Source organism: Mesorhizobium sp. B1-1-8 (assembly GCF_006442795.2).
In the GTDB taxonomy this organism is placed as follows: Bacteria; Pseudomonadota; Alphaproteobacteria; order Rhizobiales; family Rhizobiaceae; genus Mesorhizobium.
Window position 1 is genome coordinate 231,875 of record NZ_CP083957.1, and the last position, 15,405, is coordinate 247,279.

14 protein-coding genes and 2 pseudogenes are annotated in these 15,405 nt (G+C 61.3%); 6 read left to right on the forward strand and 10 right to left on the reverse strand.

What is annotated here, in order from left to right:
* The first annotated feature begins 70 nt into the window (after window positions 1-70).
* Both FJ974_RS28795 and FJ974_RS28800 read left to right on the forward strand, forming a co-directional pair.
* The gene (locus tag FJ974_RS28795) at window positions 71-316 is read left to right on the forward strand and encodes a hypothetical protein (RefSeq protein ID WP_140532324.1); all 246 of its coding nucleotides are present in this window, start codon (window positions 71-73) and stop codon (window positions 314-316) included.
* 9 nt (window positions 317-325) lie between these two features.
* Entirely contained in the window at window positions 326-553 is a 228-nt protein-coding gene (locus tag FJ974_RS28800) for a hypothetical protein (protein WP_140532326.1), read from the forward strand.
* A 261-nt stretch (window positions 554-814) separates the two neighbouring features.
* Here FJ974_RS28800 and FJ974_RS28810 read toward each other — a convergent pair whose 3' ends face one another.
* Window positions 815-1,705, reverse strand: coding sequence for an adenylate/guanylate cyclase domain-containing protein (locus FJ974_RS28810; RefSeq protein WP_140532328.1), 891 nt, complete (start codon window positions 1,703-1,705; stop codon window positions 815-817).
* A 451-nt stretch (window positions 1,706-2,156) separates the two neighbouring features.
* Between FJ974_RS28810 and FJ974_RS28815 the strand changes: the two genes are divergently transcribed.
* The 4 genes from FJ974_RS28815 to FJ974_RS28830 all read left to right on the forward strand — a co-directional run bounded on the left by FJ974_RS28815 (window position 2,157) and on the right by FJ974_RS28830 (window position 4,491).
* Window positions 2,157-2,747, forward strand: a complete 591-nt coding sequence (locus tag FJ974_RS28815) for a hypothetical protein (RefSeq protein WP_140532330.1) — start codon at window positions 2,157-2,159, stop codon at window positions 2,745-2,747.
* Between the two features lie 8 nt (window positions 2,748-2,755).
* Window positions 2,756-3,448, forward strand: coding sequence for an SOS response-associated peptidase (locus FJ974_RS28820; RefSeq protein ID WP_140532332.1), 693 nt, complete (start codon window positions 2,756-2,758; stop codon window positions 3,446-3,448).
* 166 nt (window positions 3,449-3,614) lie between these two features.
* Entirely contained in the window at window positions 3,615-3,860 is a 246-nt protein-coding gene (locus tag FJ974_RS28825) for a hypothetical protein (protein WP_140532333.1), read from the forward strand.
* Window positions 3,861-4,185: 325 nt separating this feature from the next.
* Entirely contained in the window at window positions 4,186-4,491 is a 306-nt protein-coding gene (locus tag FJ974_RS28830) for a hypothetical protein (protein ID WP_140532335.1), read from the forward strand.
* Window positions 4,492-4,955: 464 nt separating this feature from the next.
* Here the strand turns inward: FJ974_RS28830 and FJ974_RS30480 are convergent.
* The 9 genes and pseudogenes from FJ974_RS30480 to FJ974_RS28870 all read right to left on the reverse strand — a co-directional run.
* Window positions 4,956-5,090 (reverse strand): annotated as a pseudogene (locus FJ974_RS30480) (ATP-dependent DNA ligase); the annotation flags it as partial.
* Window positions 5,091-5,687: 597 nt separating this feature from the next.
* Window positions 5,688-8,381, reverse strand: a pseudogene (locus FJ974_RS28835) (EAL domain-containing protein).
* Between the two features lie 510 nt (window positions 8,382-8,891).
* Window positions 8,892-9,122 carry an RNA-binding protein gene (locus FJ974_RS28840; protein ID WP_140532337.1) on the reverse strand — a complete coding sequence of 77 codons (231 nt, stop codon included), beginning with the start codon at window positions 9,120-9,122 and terminating at the stop codon, window positions 8,892-8,894.
* A gap of 372 nt (window positions 9,123-9,494) precedes the next feature.
* A complete protein-coding gene (locus tag FJ974_RS28845) occupies window positions 9,495-10,559 on the reverse strand; it encodes an ABC transporter ATP-binding protein (RefSeq protein WP_140532341.1) in 1,065 nt (354 codons plus the stop codon).
* The gene (locus tag FJ974_RS28850; protein ID WP_140532343.1) at window positions 10,559-11,347 is read right to left on the reverse strand and encodes an ABC transporter permease; all 789 of its coding nucleotides are present in this window, start codon (window positions 11,345-11,347) and stop codon (window positions 10,559-10,561) included. The genes FJ974_RS28845 and FJ974_RS28850 overlap by 1 nt, the downstream gene beginning before the upstream one ends.
* Entirely contained in the window at window positions 11,347-12,216 is an 870-nt protein-coding gene (locus FJ974_RS28855) for an ABC transporter permease (protein WP_140532345.1), read from the reverse strand. Before FJ974_RS28855 ends, FJ974_RS28850 begins: the two co-directional genes overlap by 1 nt.
* 65 nt (window positions 12,217-12,281) lie before the next feature.
* Entirely contained in the window at window positions 12,282-13,343 is a 1,062-nt protein-coding gene (locus tag FJ974_RS28860) for an ABC transporter substrate-binding protein (protein ID WP_140532347.1), read from the reverse strand.
* Between the two features lie 40 nt (window positions 13,344-13,383).
* Window positions 13,384-14,367: a PfkB family carbohydrate kinase gene (locus FJ974_RS28865; protein ID WP_140532349.1), complete on the reverse strand. Its 984-nt coding sequence runs from the start codon at window positions 14,365-14,367 to the stop codon at window positions 13,384-13,386.
* A complete protein-coding gene (locus tag FJ974_RS28870; RefSeq protein WP_140532351.1) occupies window positions 14,364-15,404 on the reverse strand; it encodes an ADP-ribosylglycohydrolase family protein in 1,041 nt (346 codons plus the stop codon). The genes FJ974_RS28865 and FJ974_RS28870 overlap by 4 nt, the downstream gene beginning before the upstream one ends.
* Between the last annotated feature and the right edge of the window lies 1 nt (window position 15,405).

Sequence of the window (15,405 nt, forward strand, 5' to 3'; positions counted from 1 at the left end):
GACAGACGCTTGTAGGTCGCAGAATATTGGCCGTAAATCGCGTTGGTTTGGGTTCAGGGAGGAGCTCTTGATGACCAACGCCTTTCATACCGTCACGGTTGAAGGAGCGGCCGAGGCCTATGTCCTTTCCAGAGGCAAGGCGCGCTTCCTTTCCATCGCACAGGCGATCCGCGCAATCCGAACACTCATGCCCGCGTGCAAGGCCACCGACCACGAGTTGGAGGAGATGCTGGCGGCCGCATGCATCGTTCACCATGTCCCCGTCGCGTTCGACGTTGCACCGGCGCACAGCACGGCAACGAGACTTCATTCATAGGAAGTCGCGATGCGTTCGCTCGCACAGACGCCTGCTTTATCGGACTATCGGCTAGTGATAGTCCGCTACCTGATCAACAAGGTAGACAATCCAAGCGTTTCGATATCAGAGGTCATTCGCACCGTGAGGGCGTTGTTTCCGCTTTGCGAGCTGACCGATTGGGAACTTGGCGATTACATTGCGCGGAGCGCGATTGATGCGGGATTTGTAGTTGAATTCGATGCGGAGGTCCCCTGACCACCCCGAACTATGCTGCCCAGCGATCGGCTCTCACGAAGTCCAGCGGGCTTGGCCTGAAGACAGCGACGGCGAAGCCGGCGAAGAAGGCGGTCAGGCAGCCGGGCCGCCGGGCTTGATCGGTGCGAACCGCCGGACGAGACGCCAGAGAAAAGGTTCAAGGCGAACATCACGGCGTCAGCGAACCAACGCTGCGCGCATGCAGAATTGCCGAGCAGATCGTCGCGGCCGCCTGAAGCCGGTTGCGCGTCGGTCTTCCGGTCAGTCTGAGACAATTTCGTAGTGAAGAACCTGCGCGTCGCTGAGGGACAACCTTAATCCAGGCGAGATCACGCCGGAGCCGAAGAGGAGAATATCTTCGCGGCGTATGAATACTTCATGACCAGGTCCCATCGACAGATATGTGCCCGACGAGCTTCGCTCGACAAGCCGGGCCCTGCCATTCGAAATGGTGAAGGTCGCGTGGTGCCTTGAAACCCAAGGCCGCGCGACGACAATATTGCATTCAGGAGATCGGCCAATGGTCACCATTTCGTTGTTTCGACAGGATCGCAACTGATCTCCGTAGCGGATGAACAGATTGATCTGCCGCGGCGGGCCGGAGCGCTTACCAGTAATGGTGCCCCGGCTTGTGATCTGAGTACTGAGGGCCCCATTGTCGCTCCACAGCGTATAGACATCGAAGACTTGGTGCTTCCCCTTGAAGTCCATTTTGTCGAGGAGCCGCAAGCCGCTGCGGCTGCCGGCGGAAAGGGCTTCGTAGAAGCTTTGGCTGATCAGCACCTCCCCAGGGTTGGCCGTAGTGGATAACCTTGCGGTGACATTGACAACGTCGCCGAAGACCTCGCCCCGTGCGCGAATGACCCCCCCGAAATGCAATCCTATACGGGCGCTCAACGGCCCTTCCGTCAGTTGGCGGCTGATTTGGCAGACGGCCCTCAGCGCCGCCTCCGGGTTCTCGAACAGACTGAGTACGTCATCGCCTTTCGAGTGAATGAAATCACCGCCGTGCCGGGCGACGATCTCGCGCATCGCGTCCAGGCAATCCGAGACCTGCTGCAGAGCGGCATCGTCGCCGATGTGCTCATAGAGGGGCGTGCTGCCCACGACATCAGCTAAAAGGACCGCGGCTAGGAGTCTTTCCTGATCCATCGATCTCGTATCCGCCCCGAGAGCGCAGCGTGTATATCACACAAGGACGCCGATAATCTATTTGATCACGCGGCCGGGGGTGGAGGCGCTGCTTCGGTGTAATCGTCTTCGACAGACACGCGTCTGCCTTCACTCATATCGCCAAATGACCCGCTTCTCCCATCGGATCTGAACCAGGCGCCGGAAACGGATGGTGTGCGCCTGTTACCGATGGGTGGAATAGCTCGGCATCCATCCATTCGCGACCGCCGAACTTTTGGCGCCCGCACCGGATGCCCGCCACCTGCCCGGTGTCATGGGCATGCGTCAGGGTCTAGCGGCACCTCGCGCCCACTTTTCCGGTTGATCAGGCATTCCTCAAAATGAGGATTATTCCTGTCTGGTCAAGAGGGCCTTGACTCCAGGTTCTCATTTTGTTCACTATTTGCAGGACAGCCACAGGAGGCCGGTCATGGACATGTTTATGGATGCCAGGGGCGCCACCCCTGAGGAAAAGCAGCGCGGGCTTGAGGCGGCAAGGGCGGTGCTCGATCGGGCTGGAATCGCGGCCGAAGAAGCCGCCGACGGTGCTTTTGCAGTTGAGGGCTGGGACGATATGGGCTTCCCGCCGGACCAAGAGCCGACCGAAGCCGTGTACGTGGCTGCCGAAGCCTGGTGGGCAGCAAGCAACGCAGCAAAGGAAGCCTGTTGCGCGGGCTGGTCGGACGAGAAGAGATATCACGTCGGTGGCCTGCAATTGCTGCACGATCCTGAGACGGAGCTAGCAGATCGCGCCACGGCGCTGGCGCGAATGCGCGCCATTATTGAGGAGGAAGACGGCCGAAATGAATACCATGAGGATCGCATCTTCCTGCTGGCGCTTGCCGCCACGGCCGAAATGGCTGACAGCATCAAGGCGCGAGAACTCGTCAGCGCGGTGACTTGTGCATACACACCTCTGGCGCACGCCGGTTTCACGCCAGACGAACCTATTGAGCCCAAGCGTCGGGCCGTGTTTGATGCGATCGATGCGCTGGAGCGAGGATCGGCGCCACTCAACTGAGGTCGAGCATGTGCGGTCGCTACACCAGATATCTGTCCTGGTCTGAGATTCACCGGCTCTATCGGTTGACCGCGCCGGCCGAGATCGGCCGAAACGATGCGCCGCGCTACAACATCGCCCCGACCGAAGAAGTGCCTTTCATCACGGCCGGTGACGACGGCAATCACAAGCTCCGCAACGGTCGATGGTGGCTCGTTCCATTCTGGGCGAAGGAAATGCCCAAGGCTGCCACCTTCAATGCGCGCATCGAGACGGTGGACACCATGCCGGCCTTTCGGGACGCCTTCAAATCGAAACGTTGCCTGATCCCCGCCGACGGCTATTACGAGTGGACGATCTCACCGGCTGACAAAGGTCGAGACCCTTGGCACATCTTCCAGCCCGGCCATGCGCCGTTCTCGTTCGCTGGTCTATGGGCCTACAATTCGAACCTTGATGTCACCAGCTGCACCATCATCACCGAACCCTCTGCAGCGCCCGTGAACCACATCCACGATCGGCAGCCGCTCATCCTCGATCCGACCTATTATGACGCTTGGCTCGACCCCAAGACGCCTGTCGGCGACCTCAGGGATATTCTCAGCCATGACATCGATGATCAGCTGCAGTTCTATCGCGTCGGCCGAGAGGTCAACGCCAGCGTGAAAGACAAGCAGCCCAACGACTACGCCGGGCTGATCGAGCCGATCAAGCTGCTATGAGCGACGAGCTTGTGAAAGGCGCGCCACCGGCGCCCCAGCGTGTGGTCGAAAACCACGTTTGTGAGCATGCCGGATGCTGCAAGGATGCGGCGTTTGGTTTTGCCATGCCGCGACGACCCGCCCACTGGTTCTGTCTGGAGCACCGCGGCGAGGGAGAGCAGTTTCTATGATCAGCCCGCCGAAGCATTCTGAAGCCTACGCGGACCGCGAGCTCGATTGCCAGGAGGCGATGGAGCCTGGCTTTCAGGCGATCGTCGATTGCATGCTCGAGGCTGGTTGGACGCGCGGCGAGATCATTCGTTCGCTGCGCCGGCTGATCGCGGCCGACAACATGACGCAGAAGGAAAACGCCAAGGTCGAGGCGGAGCTTGCGATTGTTCGGGCGATGGTGCGGGCGGGTCGGTTGTTTTAATGGAAAGGCTTCAGAGGAAACGGGGCAACGGTCGGGTTATGGGGAAAGATTTCACTTCGCAACTGGTCATCACAACTATTCGAAAGCAAATCAGCGCGAGCTGGGCGGAGTTGGACCGCATAAATGACCGGATTCAACAGACGCACCTAGCTATTGAACGGTCCCGCATCTTGCTCGAAAGGCAGCGGGACCGCGCCGTTGACAACCTCCAACTCCCGCGAGCGTCCAAATAGTTGGGCGCCGCTTGCCGGCCGCCGGTCCGCCAAGCCTGCATCGAATGTAGCGTCAGCTTGACGAAGCCGCCGGCCGCGCCAGACTCTTTCCCATGGCCAGGGGCATCAACATTGGCGACGAGGTCGCCATCACCGCGACCGTGCGCGGGCGAGTGACAGAGGATCGCACCAGCGTCTCGATCCCGTCGTACAATCATTCACACTCGATTGTAGACCGGACATCGAAGGTGAAAATGGGCCAGCCGATCGAGCTAACCGGCAGCGTCACCCGGGTCGATGAGCGCACCGTGACGGTCAATCTCGGCGTGCCGGTTACAGTCGACATCAGCACTGTGCGGCTGGTGAACGCCTACGTGCTGCCGAAGCGAAAGACGCCCTTGGTCGACAAAGCGACCTGAGAAAAGCCCGCCACCGTGAGGCAGCGGGCAAAAGAGGTGGTCTCTCCATGCTCGGCTTGGCGGGCCAAGCACAGGCATCTTGCACAGCAGCCGGGGTCCGGGCATCAACATTTGTTAACCAGCGGCGCGAGTGCTCCACTACCGTAGTGCCAACGGCTTACGTGATCGCACCATGTCGGAAACCATATGCATTAGCTATTTTGAATATGCGGCGGACTTCGGTTCGTCGGGCCGGCGTCGGAGGCAACCTCAGGCAGCAGGCGCCGGTCACTTACTTTGCCAAAAATCCTGTTTGCTCTCTCAAATCGTGATGCGGTGACCTCATTCAAACTGGGGATGTGCTCTGACGTGCATTAGAGAATACTAATGCTACCCGGTGGCTCACAACGCCGGTGCAGCCCGGTATGCGTCCACCGCCAACACACCCCGTTTGACGGTTGGTTACCGGGCTGCTCCGTCTCGTTTCAGTCCTCTTCCCGGAAATCCCACAGCGAGGCGTGGCGAAGCATCTCCTCGCCCTTCAGGAACTTCACCCGACCGACGAGGGCCAGGCTTCAGCCATTCGGCCTTTTCCTTGCCAGGCCCTTCGGCGGCGGCGGCGCGCCCTGCGGCCAGCAGCGATAAGCGCGATCTGCGGTAAGTCATCTGGCACGAGCAGCCGGGGCACGAGCCGACAGACATTGATAGCTAAAGAAAAACCCGCCGACCGAAGCCAGCGGGCCATCTCCCTCATACCTGCGCCCCTAGTCCCCAGACGGTCCGCCGAGTCCAGGAACCCCCTACGCAACCGCGTTTGTAGAACTAAACCCGGATGCTGCGCTGTAGTTCTGCGGCAACACTTGCCTCAGATGTGTCTCGTTTCGAGACAAAAAGTCGGCATCGGTTTTGCATTGAAGAGAATGCCGGTCTTCCTCCACCGGTCCTGATCGGGGGATCAGGTTTAAATCTCGCCGGGCCTTGGGGCTTTGGGTTTGGGTTTTGGCCCGGCGAGTTTTCTTTCAAGCAGGTGGTCATCGCATTCCGCAGGAGCGAAACGAGCGTTCGAACAGCTTGTTCTTGGTGAGCGTCACGCGGGCGTAACTGGGCTTCGACTCAGAGCACGGCGCCTGCAATCCCTGACAAATGAGACCTGGATATCGAATTGAGACCAGGAGCGGAGAACGTACCTTCAGCGCCCAGCAGCGCAATCCAATCGATCAAAGGTCGCGACTTGCGTGGTTTTCGTTGAGCAGGTGGACAATCTCGACTGCGGAGACCGGCTTGCTGAAATGATAGCCCTGCATTTCATCGCAATTGTTCTTGCGCAGGAACGCTATCTGATCATCCGTTTCGACGCCTTCGGCAATGACCCTGAGGTGCAGCTTCTGGCCGAGCGAGATCACGGCGCTGGCAACTGCCTGGTCGTTCGGATCGGTGGCGAGATCCTTGATGAAGGACTTGTCGATCTTCAGCCTCGCCACAGGGAAGGTCTTGAGCGCGCTGAGGCTCGAATATCCCGTTCCGAAGTCGTCGATCGATATCTGGACACCCAGGCTTTGCAGAGCGTTCATCGTAGCGACTGCCCGCTCGGCATCCTGCATGATCAGGCTCTCGGTCAGTTCAAGCTCGAGAAATCTCGGCTCCAGCGCGCTGTCCTCCAGCGCTGCGACGACCCGATCGATCAGATTGTTTTCCTTGAATTGTCGCGCCGACACATTCACGCACATCACCATTGGGTGCATGCCCGCGTCCTGCCAAGCCCTGTTCTGTCGGCAGGCCTCATGCAACACCCAGTCGCCGATCGGCACGATCAGGCCCGTCTCCTCCGCGATCGGGATGAACTTTATCGGCGAGATCAGGCCCAGCGTCGGATGTTTCCAGCGGATCAGCGCCTCGACAGCGAAGACCCGACCGGAGCGCAGATCGACCTGCGGCTGATAGAAAAGCGTGAATTCGGAACGCAACAGCGCGTTGCGCAATTCCTCCTGCAGCAGGAATTTTTCGTGGCTGGTGGCGTTGAATTCGGGCGCATAGAACTGGAAATTGTCGCGGCCGAGCTCCTTGGCCCGGTACATGGCCATATCGGCGTTGGCCAGCAGCGCATCGGCATTCTCCCCGTCCGTGGGGTAGTTCGCCACGCCCATGCTGGCTCTCGTCCTGAGCTGATGTTCGCCCAGCTGAATCGGCTCCGCGATCGCCGTACGGAGCTTATGCACGGCCGCGGCGACGAGGTCAGTGTTCGGGTCTTGGTCGAAAAGCACGACAACGAATTCATCGCCGCCGAGCCGCACGACCGTGTCGGTCGCCCGCACGCATTCGACCATCCGGCCGGCGACGGTTTTTAGCAGCGCGTCTCCGGCATTGTGGCCCAGCGTGTCATTGACGAGCTTGAAATTATCGAGATCGATGAACACCACACTGACCCAGCGGTGATAGCGCTGCGCATAGAGGATCGCTTGCGAAAGCCGATCGCCAAGCAAGGCGCGATTGGGAAGCCCGGTCAGCGTGTCATGGTTGGCCATGAAATGGATGCGGTCCTCGGCCAGCTTACGCTCGATGGCGATGCCGGCGATGCGGGTGGTAAAATCAATGAGGCCGGTCTCGGCCTCGATCGGCTCGCGCACCGTCGTCGAATACATCGCAAAGACGCCCAGCACCGCGCCGGTATGCGACAGGATCGGCGTCGACCAGCACGAGCGGTAGCCATAGGGCTCCGCGATGCCGCGATAATCCTCCTAGAGCGGATCACTCATCACATCGGCCACGATGACGGGCTCGCGGCGATAGGCGGCTGTTCCGCAGGATCCGACGTTGGGACCGATCTCGATGCCCTCGATGGCGCTTGTATAGTCTTTCGCCAGGCTTGGCGCCGCGCCGTGCCGCAGATGTCTGCCGTCCTTGGCTAGCAAGAGCACGGAGCCGAATATGCCATCCAACTGCGACTCGACGAGGTGCATAAGGCGGTCGAGCACATCCTCGAGCGGAGCGCTAGCAGCGATCATTTCCAGGATATGCGCCTGGCCGTTACGCAAATCGTCCGCCCGCCTGCGCTGGGTGACGTCGCGGGCGATGCCGACCAGTCCAAAGATCTCGTTCTGGGCGTTGCGCAACGGCACCTTGGTCGAAGACAGCCACTTGCCGTTGCCCAAGGCATCGACAACGAATTCTTCCTCATTGACCATCGGCTGGCCGCGGCGCAAAAGGTCCTGCTCGCAGGCGTGAAACTGCCTGGCGAGCTCCGGGGCATGCAGATCGAAATCGGTCAGGCCCATCATTTCGCGCGTCTGCCGGCCACTATCCGCGGCAAGCGCCCGGTTGACCACCACGAAGCGGCTTTCGGTGTCCTTGACCCATAGATAATCAGGAACCCAGTCGATCAACGTCTGCAGCGAAACGCGCTCATCGGCGATCAGGCGGCTGGCGGCGAGTTCCGTGATATTCTCATGCGTCGCCACCCATCCGCCGTCAGGCATCGGGTGATGGCAGACCCGGATCGTGCGACCGTCTTTGAGTTCGGCAGTCCAGGTTTTCGACTTTTTGCCCGCATTGATCGAACGGGCGAACGCGAGATAGGCCTCGCCTGTCATTGACGATGTTTCGGCGGCGAGCCTCAACTCGACGATATCGCCGAGCGTCACCCCCGCATGCAGTTTCTCGGGCGCGATGCGATAGATTTCCGCGTAGCGGCGGTTGCACAGGATCAGCCGTTCATCGGCATCGAAAAAACAGATGCCTTGGGAGATGTTGTCGATCGCCGTCTCGAAGCGCCGCGACTGCGCTTCAAGCGCTGCGTTGGCGGCCCGAAGCTCGTTCTTCAGATCCTCGTACGAGACGACCGCCAGTTTCGACAGCTCAGCCAGGCCGGCTTGGCCCGCCGGCTCGGCAGTGCGCCTGAATGATTTCGTGGCCAAACAGAGTTCCTCCGGTTCGGCCTGCTAGGCAAATAAAATTGGCCGAGACAGAGCAAAAATCGCTTACAAGTTAGTTGATACCTACTAATTGTGTATGAACGCTCTCGCGTGACCGGGTCGCTATCCCGAGGCCTCTGGGACAACTAACGGCATCCATGTAGAAGATAACTTGGCAGAAGCCGTTTACTGGTTATTGCAAAGGAAACGAGCCCAGCGCCGCAAGGTATGGTCAAGTCGAACCGCATGTCCGTCGCCGCGACAAAGGCTTACGAAACTGCGCCCCCCGACCATGACGCGCCCGGGCGCCGCCGCCCGATGGTCTGCCGATATCCAGCGGGCGACGCATGGCTCGGAAGAGACCTTGAAATCCCTGCTACGTTCTGGAAGATGCTCGCCGAGTTCTCCAGCAGACCGGGCTTATCAGTGCGCTGAACATGTCGCGCGGCGGTAGCTACAGTAAGGGCGGGGAACGTTTGGCCAAATTTGCCACTCAGGGACGCTTAAAACTCTCTATCGTTTGTTCCACCGGCTTTCCGCCGCCTTCCTGGCGATCTCGGTGCGCCGCTCCGGTGACATGCTGGCGGCGCGCTTCTTTCCGCCCTTTGCGCCAAGCTCTTTGGCGGCGGCGCTCTTGCCGTCGTCCGGCGTGCCGTCGGTTTCTTCCCCCGCAATGCACATGACGCGGACGGCGTTGCCGATCACGTCGGCGGGGCGTTTCTGGCCTTTAGGTCCGGTCGGCATTGTCGTCCTCCGGAACGAGAGTGCCTATCAGGCGCAGCAAATTCTCACGCTGTGGCGCACCTCGATCCCTACTAAGAAATGCGTCAAGTTCGATGTGATTGGACTCGCCGCCCGATGCGGGGTTCGGAACGTGTCGAACAAAAGCCTTACCAGATGCGTCTCGCGTGAGAAGCCACTGGTCGCCGTTGCCGCTGGCGTAGATCAACAGGGATGCGTTTGCCAATGCCTCGGCTCCTATGCTTTCCGGTAAGCATATAGGCGCTTTCGCCTATGGGAGCAAACGTGGCGAGGCGCTTTCGCCTAGCCGTCAAATTTGAAACTGAGACACTACCCGCGTGCGATAGGAGGTTCATTACTGCCTGCGGTATGCAATTATCCTCTCTGGATCAGGACCGTGCTTTCAGCCGACCAACGCAACAGCACATCTTGTCCTTCCACAAGCTTCTGGGAACCGTCATTCTTGACCAGCACCTTGATCGTGTCGCCAGCGCGCTCGACGAAGTAGGTGCTGGAATTGCCGGCGAAGATGCGCTTCGAGACCCGGCCGCTCATCATGTTGCCGGCCGAGCCCGTGCCCGCAGAGACGGGAACAATCTGGATGCGCTCAGGCCGCACCGCGCAACTCACCTTGCCGCCTGCGACCGCGTGTACACCGGCCGCTGTGGCGATTGCCGTGCCGTCGGCCAACCTGATGCCGCTCCCGGTTGCCTCGCCGCGCAGGATGTTGGCATCGCCGAGGAAGATCGCCGCGAACTCACTCTTCGGTTGGTCGTAAATGTCTTCTGGCGGGCCTTCCTGCACCAGACGGCCATCGCGGAGGATGCCGATTCGGTCGGCCATGGTCAGCGCTTCTTCCTGGTCGTGGGTGACGAAAATGGTGGTGATGCCGACCTCGCGTTGGATACGTTTCAATTCCACCTGCATGTCGACGCGCAGCGCCTTGTCGAGCGCCGAGAGCGGTTCGTCGAGCAAGAGCACGCGAGGCGTCGTCACTATGGCGCGGGCCAACGCAACGCGCTGACGCTGGCCCCCGGAAAGCTGATGCGGACGCCGGCCGCCGAGCTTGGCTAATTGAACCAAGTCTAACGCACGCTGAACCTCGGCCTGAACGGTGGCCCTCGCCTCGCCTCGCACCGATAGGCCGAAAGCGACGTTGTCGGCGACGCTCATGTTGGGAAACAGCGCATAATTCTGGAACACCATCCCGATGCGCCGCTTCTCGACCGGGACCCGCTCGACGTTGTCGCCGCCGATGGAAATACGGCCACTGTCGGGGAAATCGAAACCGGCGATCTGCCTCAGGAGCGTGGTCTTGCCGCTGCCCGATGGCCCGAGCAGCGCATAGAAGCCGCCGTCGGGAAAGTCGATCGACACGTCGTCCAGTGCCTTCATAGCGCCGAAGCTGCGCGAGACATTCCGGACTTGCACCTCGGCCATTACTTTTCTCCGCCGAATCTAAACAAGCGCGCCGTAAGCAGCATCAGCGCCATCGACACGACAATGATAATGGTCGATACCGCGTTGATCTCGGGCGTGAACCCCTTGCGGATCGCGGCGTAGATTTCGACCGGCAGCGTCGTCTGTCCGGGTGTCGCCAGGAAATACGACACCACGAACTGGTCGAACGACACGGCAAAGGCAAACAGCCCACCGGCAATGACGCCAGGCATGATCCAGGGTAGCGTGACGCGCATCGTCACTTGCCACTGGTTGGCGCCGAGCGAGCGGGCCGCCTCTTCCAGCTCCGGCGCGAAGGTTTGCAACCGGGCCGAGACGACCACAATGACATAGGGCAGCGCCAGTGCGACATGGCCGAGCAGGATGGCGAACAGGCCCCGCCCGATGCCGATGCCGAAGAAGAAGATCAGCATCGCCGTGCCGGTGATCAGCCACGGAATGGCGATCGGCGGGAAGAGAAGCGCCTGCAGGAATCTCTTGCCGCGGAATTCATAGCGGTAAAGCGCCAGCGACGCCGCTGAACCCAGCACGGTCGAGATGATGGTCGTGATGACGGCGATCTCGATGCTGTTCCGGGTGGCCGCGATCAACTGGTCGTTTTGCCAGAGCGAAGCGTACCACTCCGTCGTCCATTCGAACGGCAGCTGGTAGAAGGGCGAGACGTTGAACGACATCAGCGCCATGATGATGATCGGCAGGTAGAGGAAGGCGAGCAGCATTAAGATGTAGATCCGGCCCAGCCATTCCAGGATACGCGTCGTCGCCATCACGCGGCCCTTCGCAGCACCGGTGAGGCGATCGCCAGGATGACCAGGACGACGGCGAGCAGTATGAAGGAGAGTGCCGCTCCCAGCGGCCAGTTGAACACGGCGACGAACTGGTCCTCGATTAGCGTGCCGTAGAACGTGCCGGTGCGCCCGCCAAGAATGCGCGGTTCCATGAAGGAGCCGACGACTGGCACGAAGATGAGCGCCGCGCCCGCCACCAGCCCGGGCATCGACAGCGGGAGGATCACTCGCTTCAGCACCTGCAGCCGCGAGGCGCCGAGCGAGCGTCCGGCCTCGATCAGCGAGTCGTCGATCGCCTGCAGGGTGAGATAACAGGTCAGCACCATGTAGGGCACGTAGGAGTGCACCAGCCCGATGATGACGGCCGGATAGGAATACATCAGGTCGATGTTGATCTTGAACGGCAGCACCGCGTTGAGCGTTGTGTCGAGAATGCCGCCTTCGCGCAAAACCATCGCCCAGGAAAAGATGCGCACCAGCCCGTTCGACCAGAAAGGCAGGATGACGAGCAGGAAGATCGCCTCGCGGCTGCGGCCCTTCAGCACCTTGGCCAGCACGTAGGCCGCGGGATAGCCAATGACGATGCACCACAGCGTCACCTCGAGGCCGAGGCGCAGCGAGGCCAGCAGCAACGTCAGGTAAAGGCTTTGCGAGAAGAAGGCGGCATAATTGCCGAGCGTGAACGCCCACGGCTTTCCCGACAACGGCAGGTCGCTCATGAAGGAGAAGAACACCATGGCCGACAGCGGCAGGAAGATAGCCACCGTCAGCCACAGATAGGCGGGCGCCAGCAGCGGCAGAGCCGATTTCAGCCCGCTGCGCGACGCCGTCGCAGCCTGTGCTGTCATGATACCCTCCTCCCCAGGATAGGAAGGATCAGCCAGCCTGATGGTCGGCTGATCTCGGCGTCTTGTTACTTCACGTCGACCTTCAGCTGCTGCCAGAGCTCCAGATAGGCTTTTCGCTGGGCATCGGTGATCGGTGCCTGGAACTGGATGCGTTTGGCTACCTCGGGGCTGCCCATCACCTTGCGGTTGAAGGCATCCTCGGGCAACGCTTCCACTGCCTTTGTGTTAGCCGAAACCGGCGCGCCGACCTTGGTGACCCATTCGACATAGAATTTCGGGTCGATCATGTAGTTGATGAAGGCCTCGGCGCCGGCAACGTTCTTGGAACCGGCCGGAATGGAAAAGGCGTCGAGCCAGGCGACCGCCCCTTCCTGAGGGATGACCAGCGAGACCGGAAGCTTGAAGTGGGTCTTGGCCCGGTCGGCCGAGCCGCTCCAATAGGTGCCGATGTCGATCTGGTTGGAGGCGACCATCTGGTTCCAGTCGTTCTCCGAGCTCCAGAAGGTCTTGATCTGCGGCATTAGCGAGGTGAGCTTCGCCTTGACCGCACCCATGTCCTTGATGTCGTTGATATTCTGGCCGGTGGCGATAGCGCCGAACTGGACCGCTTCGACGGCGTCGTCGCGGATGATGACGCGGCCCTTGTGGGCGGGATTCCACATCTCGGCGATCGACGTCGGCGGTTTGTCGAAGGATTTATCGTTGATGGCGAGCGCCGTCAGGCCCCAGACCCACGGCACGCCATACACCTTGCCGTCATGGTCGAGCATCGGCGAGCTCGCCTTGTCCTTGGCGATGTCGGCATAGTTCGGCATCTTGGAGGTATCTATCGGCTGGATCAGCTTTTCCGCCATCGCCTGGTCATTGAAGGCGGCGTTGATCATGACGACGTCGTAGAGCCCGGGATTGGTCCGGATCTTGGTCAGCATTTCCTGTTCGGAATTGAAGAAGTCGTTGACGACCTTATTGCCGGTCGCCTTCTCGAAGGCTGCAACGGCCCAGGATTCGTCGGCTCCGTAGCCCTTCCAGTTGAGCACATGCACTTCGTCGGCCTTGGCCGCAAAGGCGAGCGCGGAGGTGAAGACGGCGGTCGCCGTCAGCAGGGCAGTCAAGTCAGGCATGCGCATGGTTCGCTCCTCTCTGTGTGATGCCCGCTTCCCGGGCTTTTCAGGCTGTCTGGTCGGCCTTCTGGGTCTGGCCTGGCGCACCGGTCGAAGAACCGTCCGCATGGCTCAGGAAAGTCTGGATTTCCTCGTCGGTCGGCGCCGATGAGCCGCCGTGACGGGTAACCGAAATGGCCGCGGCCGCGTTGGCATAGTGCGCCGCCTCGAAGGCACGCATATCGCGGGCCAATGCGCTGACGAAAGCGCCGATATGGGTGTCGCCGGCGCCGTTGGTGTCGATGCCTGCGACCTTGAAACCGGGAATGGTGCGGGCGGACCCGTCTGCCAGCAGCACATGGCAGCCCTTCGCGCCAGAGCGGATGATGACGCCGGCCGCCTGCGGGCAATGGTCGGCCAGAAGCCGTGCCGCGAGTGCTCCCACATCGCCCGGACCGGCAATCTCGGCCGCTTCGGTGGCGTTGCAGCTCAACCAGGTGACACGGGCAAGCACCGGCGACAGGACGGCGCGCGGAATGTCCGAAATGACCGGCGTTGGGTCGAAGACGAAAGGCAATCCGGCCGGCAGCGCCTCGATCCAGTCGGTCAGCGCGTCGCGACTCCCAGGGTAGCTCAGCGTATAGCCGGAAGTGAACACCCAATCCCCCGGCCCAACCACCACCGGCGCCATCATGTCGAGGCTCAGCACGCTTTCGGCACCCGGCCATGACACGAAGGTGCGTTCGGCATCGTCCGAGATCATGGCGACGCAATTGCCGCTGTCCATGACAGGCGATGGCGGCATCAGCGTTTCGATGCCCGCCTCGGCGAAGGCGGTGCGCAGGAAGTCGCCATTGGGTCCGCTGCCGAGCTGGCCCGCGAATACCACTTTCATGCCGGTGCGGCTCGCAGCGACCATCATGTTGAAGCCGCCGCCGGCGACCTGCGCATAGCTCGAAGCAGTCTTCTCCGTCCCGGACGCCGGCAAGGCGTCGATGCGGTAGATGTAATCGACCACCGCGCTGCCGATATGGACGAGACGCCCGCTCATGCTGCCGCCTCCCCACCGCCTTGTGCCAAACGTGCCGAAACAAGATCGCCGGCGAGCCGGCGTACCTCGTCCAGATCGAGACCCTTCAACTCGGCAATCCTCTCCCGCGGCAGCGCGGACAGTCCAGCGCAGGCGCCTGCCATGCCGGCAGCGATTGCTCCGATCGTGTCGGTATCGCCGCCGAGGTTGGCGGCAATGACGGCCGCCTGCCACGGATCGCCCCGGGCTACTTCCAAAACCGCGAAGGCAGCGGGTATCGACTCCTGACTGATGACGCCGGTGCCGACCAGATCGACAATCAGCGCTATGGCTTCGTCGCGGGGCTTGCCACGCACAAGGGCCCGCGCCCAGTCGATGCGCGCTGCCATGTCGTCGCCGCCTGTGACCCAACGCCCGAGAGCCGCGCCACGCCTGGCCGCCTCGGCAGCATGGCTGGACGCTTCCTGCCAGCTCGCGCCGGATATTCCGCAGCTGACCGCGGCCGCAACAGCCGCAGCAGACGCGATGGCAATCGAGGTGTTGTGGGTCGCGCGGCATGTCTCGTCCACCTTGGCGACCAATGCATCCAGGGATTCCGGCGGCATTAGGATGCCGACCGGGGCGATCCGCATCGCCGCTCCGTTGGTATCGCCGGTGCGCCCGGCTTCCTCCGGCTCGATCCCGTCATTGATGGCATCTATGGCGCGCTTGGTTGAGGGCCCGAGCAGGTCGTAGGAGCCGCGAGCCTTGACGTCGCGCTCCCAGTCGAGCAGCGCGTTGACCCAGCGACGATGGTCGAAGGCGGGCCCCGATTCCAATAGGATACGGCCGAGCAAAAGGGTCTGTTCGGTATCGTCTGTGATGGCGCCGGCCGGCAGGCCGCGCGAGACTGGATGATCCGGCACCGGCGCGACCAACCTGTCGACAAATCCATAGGCCGACCTGATCTCGGCAGGCGACAGAAGCTGCGTCGGCATGCCCAGCGCATCGCCAAGCGCGCCGCCTAGCAGCGCACCCATCGCCCGATCAACCACCGCCTCCCTGTACCTCCCCTTCATC

What these genes read in the sequence shown, in the direction of transcription:
- FJ974_RS28795 (WP_140532324.1), top strand. Translation starts at nt 71, where the DNA reads ATGACCAACGCCTTTCATACCGTCACGGTTGAAGGAGCGGCCGAGGCC.
- FJ974_RS28800 (WP_140532326.1), top strand. Translation starts at nt 326, where the DNA reads ATGCGTTCGCTCGCACAGACGCCTGCTTTATCGGACTATCGGCTAGTG.
- FJ974_RS28810 (WP_140532328.1), bottom strand. Translation starts at nt 1,705, where the DNA reads ATGGATCAGGAAAGACTCCTAGCCGCGGTCCTTTTAGCTGATGTCGTG.
- FJ974_RS28815 (WP_140532330.1), top strand. Translation starts at nt 2,157, where the DNA reads ATGGACATGTTTATGGATGCCAGGGGCGCCACCCCTGAGGAAAAGCAG.
- FJ974_RS28820 (WP_140532332.1), top strand. Translation starts at nt 2,756, where the DNA reads ATGTGCGGTCGCTACACCAGATATCTGTCCTGGTCTGAGATTCACCGG.
- FJ974_RS28825 (WP_140532333.1), top strand. Translation starts at nt 3,615, where the DNA reads ATGATCAGCCCGCCGAAGCATTCTGAAGCCTACGCGGACCGCGAGCTC.
- FJ974_RS28830 (WP_140532335.1), top strand. Translation starts at nt 4,186, where the DNA reads ATGGCCAGGGGCATCAACATTGGCGACGAGGTCGCCATCACCGCGACC.
- FJ974_RS28840 (WP_140532337.1), bottom strand. Translation starts at nt 9,122, where the DNA reads ATGCCGACCGGACCTAAAGGCCAGAAACGCCCCGCCGACGTGATCGGC.
- FJ974_RS28845 (WP_140532341.1), bottom strand. Translation starts at nt 10,559, where the DNA reads ATGGCCGAGGTGCAAGTCCGGAATGTCTCGCGCAGCTTCGGCGCTATG.
- FJ974_RS28850 (WP_140532343.1), bottom strand. Translation starts at nt 11,347, where the DNA reads ATGGCGACGACGCGTATCCTGGAATGGCTGGGCCGGATCTACATCTTA.
- FJ974_RS28855 (WP_140532345.1), bottom strand. Translation starts at nt 12,216, where the DNA reads ATGACAGCACAGGCTGCGACGGCGTCGCGCAGCGGGCTGAAATCGGCT.
- FJ974_RS28860 (WP_140532347.1), bottom strand. Translation starts at nt 13,343, where the DNA reads ATGCGCATGCCTGACTTGACTGCCCTGCTGACGGCGACCGCCGTCTTC.
- FJ974_RS28865 (WP_140532349.1), bottom strand. Translation starts at nt 14,367, where the DNA reads ATGAGCGGGCGTCTCGTCCATATCGGCAGCGCGGTGGTCGATTACATC.
- FJ974_RS28870 (WP_140532351.1), bottom strand. Translation starts at nt 15,404, where the DNA reads ATGAAGGGGAGGTACAGGGAGGCGGTGGTTGATCGGGCGATGGGTGCG.